Genomic DNA, 4,445 nt, shown 5'->3' with positions numbered 1-4,445 from the left:
GCCTGATTGGAGAATCCGCCGTCGATCGCGATCTCCGCACCGGTGATGTAGCTCGACTCGTCGCTGACCAGGAAGACGATCAGCGCCGCGACCTCGTCGACGGTTCCTGCCCTGCCCAGGGGTGTGTGCTGGAGGCTGACGTCCAGGAATGCCTGGGGGGCGCTGGCGGACATCGGGGTGTCGATGTACCCGGGGTGAACGGTGTTGCACCGGATGCCAAGGTCACCCAGCTCCATGCTTGCCACCTTGGAGATGGCACGGGCCGCCCATTTCGACGCCGTGTAGGCGATGGGGTAGTGCGGCGTCAGTGCCGCGGTGCTGCCGATCGTCACGATCGAGGAACCCGCCGGCATCAGCGGGACGATGGCCTGCACCCCCAGGAGCGGGCCGGTGGCGTTGACCCGGAAGATCCGTTCCCAGTCCGCAAGCTCGATGTCGAGCAGCCGCGCGCGATACGTGAGCCCGGCGTTGTTGATCAGGCCGTGCACCTCGCCGAAGCGTTCTCGTAGCTCGTCGGCGAGACGCTGCCAGGCCTCGGGGTCGCCGACGTCGTGCCGGCGGTAGACGATGGCGTCCCCGTGTCCGTCCAGCTCGCCAGGAGCGACCTGCTCGGGGTCCACCACGTCGAGAGCCACGACCGTGGCGCCCTCTGCCGCCAGCGCACGCGCCTCAGCGGCCCCTTGGCCCCGGGCGGCCCCCGTGACGACGACGACTTTGTCCGCGACGCGCCCGCTCACCGCGCACCACCCCGTGCCTTCAGGTCTGCGACCGGCACTGCGGTTACGTACGTCTGGTACCCGGGCTCCTGCCGGGATGCGGGCGCGAGCCTCGGCAGGGCTTCGCGGACGATGCCCTCCCTGCCTTCCTCTGTGGTCCAGGTAGCTGAGCATACGAATGGCATGCGAGTGGGTTTCCTCTCCGGTCGGGTCGTTCGGTCAGAAGGACTTGGTTAGCTCGGCCATAGACGCGGCCATCAGGCCCGCCGGATCTGCCCCGGGCGTCGCCGGGTCGATCTCCCAGCGGGCGAGCTGTACGGAGTTGCGCACGACCATCGAGGCGCGCGATCCGCGGCGGCCCATGAACAGCTCGAGCAACTGCTCGACCGGATGCCCCTCCGCCACCAGCTCGGCGAGCACGACGCCGTCCTCGGCCGCCATGGCGGCACCCTGGGCGAGCATCGGGGGGCAGGCGTGCGCGGCGTCACCGATCAGCAGGACCCGGCCCCGGTACCACGGCTCGTCGAGGAGGAGGGCGTCCAGGGAGCGGTAGTCCATCGCGCACGACTCGTCGATGCTGGCGCAGATCTCGGGCCAGAGTCCTCCATATCCCTCCGTGCGCTCCGCCATCGCATGGGCGAGGGGACGGCCCGCGTAGTCGGCGACTGGCCGGTCCTCATCGATGACGTAGGCATACATCCGGTCCGCACCGGTCGGTGTGTAGCCAGCTTTGTAGCGGGGCCCGCCGTAGTACAGTTCGGCGCCGGACATGCCGCGCGGTCGCGGGCCTTCCAGGCGCCAGATCGCCATACCGAGGCGCTGCGGGACGGCGTCGATGCCGATCAGGGAGCGCACTGTGGAGTGCACACCGTCAGCGCCGACGACGAGCTCGAAGCGGTCCGTGGTGCCGTCGGTGAAAGTGACGACCGCTCCGTCCGCATCACAGTCGTCGTGGATGGCTGTGATGCTCGTGCCGAGCCGGACGTCGACACCCGAGGCGAGCACGTGCCGGCTGAGCACCGCCTGAAGCCGGGGGCGCATGGACCCCATTACCGGGGGCAGCTCCGGGCCACCGAGCGGCGGGGAGTGAATCTCCTGCAGAAGGGTCCCGTCGGCCTCCAGCATCCGCACCCCGTGCATCGGGAACCCCGTGGCGACCACCTCGTGACCGATGCCGACCATGTCGAACGCCCTCAGTGCGTTCCCTTGGATCGTGATCCCGTGTCCGATGGCGGTCCAGTTGGTCTGCTTCTCGACGAGCACCACCTCGACGCCCTGCTGTCGCAGGGCGAGGGCGGCCACCGATCCGGCCGTGCCGCCGCCGACGACGAGCACACGGCGCACCATGCCGGTCATGAAGTACCTCCGCAGTTCTCGGGGTGGCGGGAACCCGGTCAGTGTGACGGTCGCAACGCTGTGGACGGAACCGCGACCTCGGCATCGCTGCTATTGCCCAGTTCGATAGTTGGCACGTGAGCCCGGCCTGCCGGACGCAGGCATACCAGGCATGCCGGAGACGCCCTTCCTGAGCAGTCCGGCGACTCATAGCGTGCGGGCCATGAGTTCGCACCCCCCCACTCTGCTGACGCACCTGCGCCACGTCGCACTGACCGTCCCGGACTTCGACCGGCAGCTAGACTTCTATGAGAACGTTTGGGGCCTGACGAAGGTCGCCGACGATTCGGGCATCGCGTTCCTCGCTGCCGAGGGCTCACCCGAGCAGTACGTCGTCCGCCTACGACGGGGAGAGAAGCGGATGGACTTGCTCGCCTTCGGTGCAGCCAACGCCGGCGATGTCGACAGCCTGGCCGATCGGTTGATCGCGGCCGGCGTGAAGCTTGTGGGCGAGCCGGGCGCGATCGACCTGCCCGGTGGCGGATACGGCTTCCGGTTCTTCGACGTCGACGGACGCGTCGTAGAAGTCTCCAGCGATGTGGCCACCCGCGAGTTCCGGCACATCGAGGAGCGCGAGTCCATCCCCGTCAAGCTGTCGCACTGCGTGGTGAACTCACCCGACCCCCTGCGGATGCGTCAGTGGTACGAGAAGCACCTCGGGTTCCGGCTCTCCGACACGCTGAGCCACCCGCAGGTCGGCGACCTGATGTACTTCCTGCGTTGCAACGACTACCACCACAGCTTCGCGATCTCGCGCGGTCCGCACGCGTCACTGCACCACGCTTCGTTCGAGATGCGCGGCGTCGACGAGTATATGCGGGGCACCGGGCGCGCGCTGCGTGCGGGCGTCCCGTTGGTATGGGGGCCTGGTCGCCACCTCGCCGGTGACAACACGTTCTCGTACTTCGGCGACCCGCACGGCAACATGATCGAGTACACCACCGAGCTCGAGACCGTCGACTGGGACTGCTGGCACCCCAGCGTGCACGACGTGAGCGAGCCCAGCGTCGCGGACCAGTGGGGAACCGCACCCTCGATGAACGAGCTCACCATAAAGACGGCGTACAACGACCCCGACATCCTTTTCACCCCACCGCCCGTGTAAGAGACCACGACGCCGGGCGCACCCGCGGCGGCCCGGACAATCCCGGAGCGGATTGCCCGGCCGCTGTCCGCTGTGCGCACCCAACCTCAGCGGGTCGTCTGCAGGCGGGCGGAAGGTCCTCCGAGTCCATGGACGGTATCGCCCATGAGGCGCCGCGCCCGGGGGGACCAGCTCGGTGTGCCCCACTCGACGGGCCGGCGACTCCCGAGGGCAGTCACCTCGATCCGGACCGGACACGTGCCCGGCGCGAGAACCGCGCGTCGATAGTCGCGCCGGTGTCCGGACAGATACCTGGGCGTGTGTCGACGGCGACTTCGTCGGACGCAGGCACACGAGCCGATGCCGTAGCCGACCGCGAGGTGGCCCACCGCTCCGCGGGTGGAGCGCGACCCGCTCGGGCCGACGTAGCGTCGACAATCGCGGCCGGCGCCACCGAGCAGCCCTCCCCCGGGTCGCCCTCCGGGCTCGTGACGGGCGCCGATGGTGTTGTAACGCGTCGCACCTCGGCCGAAGAAGGGGACTGCCCCGGATCTGATTGACTCGCGGGTTGTGGTGGTTTCAGGCCGCGAGTGAGGCCTGGTTCAGGGTCTCATACTCGACCGGAGTCAGTCGGGACAGCCCTCGCTGGCGCCGTCGGCGGTGGTAGGTCCGCTCGATCCAGCACACGATGGCCAGACGCAGTTCTTCTTTTGTGTCCCACCGTTTCCGGTCGAGCACGTTGTGTTGCAGCAGCGCAAACCACGACTCCATGGCCGAGTTGTCCGCGCATGCAGCCACCCGGCCCATGGAACCTTGCAATCGGTTGCGGGACAGCAAGGTGACGAACTTTCTGGAACGAAATTGGCTGCCGCGGTCGGAATGAACGATGGTGCCGGCCGGTGACCGCAGGCCGATAGCGTTGCGCAGCGCCGCACACGCCAGTTCGGCGGTCATCCGGTCGTCGATGCTGTAACCGACGATGCGGTTGGACCACACGTCCTTCACCGCGCAGATGTAGAGCTTCCCCTCGCTGGCTTGGATTCCAGTAGTCGTTGCAACGCTGCTGGAAGGTGGTGGCGTTGGCTGGTCGGAAGTATTCGAAGGAGCAGCGGGAGTTGTTCTTCGATCTGCTGGATCGTGGAGGCAGTGTCAGGGCCGCGGCGGGCGTGCATCCTGGTGCGGCGTATACGTGGCTGCGGAAAAGTGGATTGGTGATGCGCCGGGGGACTCCGCGCGTCTACACCGAGCAG

General features: G+C 68.0%; 3 protein-coding genes and 1 pseudogene. 1 reads left to right on the top strand and 3 read right to left on the bottom strand.

The genetic code is table 11. From position 1 onward, the window contains the following. Positions 1 to 737: SDR family oxidoreductase (locus AB0L97_RS38440; RefSeq protein ID WP_364439960.1), on the bottom strand; the 737-nt coding region annotated here is incomplete at its 3' end. 198 nt (positions 738 to 935) lie between these two features. Beyond that, positions 936 to 2,072 carry an FAD-dependent monooxygenase gene (locus AB0L97_RS38435; RefSeq protein WP_364439958.1) on the bottom strand — a complete coding sequence of 379 codons (1,137 nt, stop codon included), beginning with the start codon at positions 2,070 to 2,072 and terminating at the stop codon, positions 936 to 938. A 202-nt stretch (positions 2,073 to 2,274) separates the two neighbouring features. On the opposite strand from AB0L97_RS38435, the gene AB0L97_RS38430 reads away from it, so the two are divergent. Then, complete coding sequence (locus AB0L97_RS38430) at positions 2,275 to 3,216, top strand: VOC family protein (RefSeq protein WP_364439955.1); 942 nt, start codon at positions 2,275 to 2,277, stop codon at positions 3,214 to 3,216. A 558-nt stretch (positions 3,217 to 3,774) separates the two neighbouring features. Here AB0L97_RS38430 and AB0L97_RS38425 read toward each other — a convergent pair. Continuing rightward, a pseudogene (locus AB0L97_RS38425) lies at positions 3,775 to 4,224 on the bottom strand (DDE-type integrase/transposase/recombinase); the annotation flags it as partial. Between the last annotated feature and the right edge of the window lie 221 nt (positions 4,225 to 4,445).

Origin of the sequence: Nocardia sp. NPDC051911 (assembly GCF_040681035.1) — a bacterium.
Classification (GTDB): domain Bacteria; phylum Actinomycetota; class Actinomycetes; order Mycobacteriales; family Mycobacteriaceae; genus Nocardia; species Nocardia sichangensis.
This window is presented reverse-complemented; position numbering and strand designations above follow the sequence as displayed.